Annotated in this window: 1 protein-coding gene; it reads right to left on the reverse strand. The window is 70.9% G+C overall.

Going from position 1 to position 1,720, the window contains the following annotated elements; translation table 11 throughout:
- Positions 1 to 124: 124 nt before the first annotated feature.
- Positions 125 to 1,720 (reverse strand): coagulation factor 5/8 type domain-containing protein (locus ACFW2E_RS46395; RefSeq protein WP_384478079.1); only part of this gene is annotated, 1,596 nt, incomplete at its 5' end.

A 1,720-nucleotide genomic window follows, 5' to 3' on the forward strand; every position in this document is an offset into this window, starting at 1 on the left:
AAACCCACAGTGCCCGCCGTATACGCCCCCCCACCCGCGGCGCCCGGGGCCCCGTAGGGGTAGGGCCCCGCCGTACGGGCGGCGGCTATTACTGCCCCCCCCGCGGCCCTACCGCGACGCGTCGTCAGGGGTACGACACCACGGTGGACGGCACCGTCGACGTTCCCGACGTCGGCGAGCCGGTCCCGTTGATCACGTGCTCGTACTGCCCGTTCCCGCCGAGGGAGACGACCAGCAGGTCGTGGAACCGCACCCCCGGCCGGTTCGGCGCGGCGAAGCCGCTGTGCTGCACGATGGCGGGGTCGACGTTGTAGTAGCAGTAGCTGCCCAGGCCCCACCCCTCGTGCGTGGTGACGCCGTTGCCGACCTTGTAGGCGGCGTAGCCCTTGACCGATCCGTTCTGGATCGCGGCCTGGTCCGGGGCGTCGTAGGCCTTCTCGTTCTGGAAGAAGATGGTGCGGCCCCGCTGGCCGTACCACTGGACGTCGTACTTGTTGAAGTGCTCGACGAACAGGCCGGTCGCCAGCACGTCGTGGCCGTTGACGACGACGCCGTAGTCGGCCCGGTTGGTCTCCCAGCCCACGCCGGTGCCGTGGTCGGCGCGCCACACCCAGGTGTGGTCGACGATCGTGTGCCGGCTGTTGATCACCATGCTGGTGGTGGCCCGGCCCGCGCCCGCGCCGCCGATGCGGACGAACACGTCCTGCACGGTGGTCGGGTTGGCGGAGTGGTCCCGGGACGCACCGGCGGGCCCGACCTCCAGCAGGGTCGGGGAGTTGACCGGGCCGGCGTCGATCAGGAAGCCGGCCAGCCGTACACCGTCCACGTCGGCCACCCTCAGGGCGGTGGCGCCGTTGTCGGGCACGATGGTCGCGTACCCCAGACCGAGGACCACGGTCCCCGCACGGTTGACCTGGATCGGCCGGTCCACGTGGTAGATGCCCGGGGTCAGCAGCAGGTGGAGTCCCTGGGCGAGCGCCTGGTTGAGTGTGGCGGCGCTGACGCCCGGCCTGGCGACGTAGAACCGCGACAGCGGCAGGGACGTACCCCGCGGTGTCCCGTTGCCCCAGGTGACCCCGCGCGCGTTCGTCCGCTTCTCCGGCAGGAAGACACGGAACTCGCCGTCGCCGATGTGGAGGAAGGGCTTCTCGCGGGAGACGGGGGTGGTGTCGAGTGTGGTGTACGGGGGGTTCGGGAAGCTCTGCGCGGGGGCGCCCTCGACGCCGGAGAACACCATGTTCCACACGCCGTTGAGCCAGCTGCCGATGACGCTGTCGCGGGTGTACCACTGCTGCTGCGAGTACGGTCCGACCTGGCCGTCGATCCGGCTGTCGGCGATGTAGCCGCCGCTGGCCCAGCCGTATCCGGTGGGCGAGAGGTTCAGGCCGCCGCGGACGTGCATCCGGCGGAAGGGGGCCGCCTGGGCCACCGCCCACCGGTTGGTGCCGTCGGCGGGGACCAGTGCCAGGTTCTCCGCCGAACGCCAGAAGTTCTGCGTCGCGTTGCCGTTGAACCAGCCCGCGTCGACCGTCACGTCCCCGTTGATGGTCGTGTCGTCGGGGGACAGGCCGAGGCCCGCGATCGAGGTGTAGAAGCCGAGCTGGGCGTTGAGTCCGTGATAGGTGCCGGGCTTGAACAGCAGGGCGTAGCGGCCGGGGCCGAACTGGGCCGACTCCTGCTCGCGGAAGACCGCGTCGAGGCGGGCCTGGATGTCCGGGGT

Origin of the sequence: Streptomyces sp. NPDC058964 (assembly GCF_042741275.1) — a bacterium.
Lineage (GTDB): Bacteria > Actinomycetota > Actinomycetes > Streptomycetales > Streptomycetaceae > Streptomyces.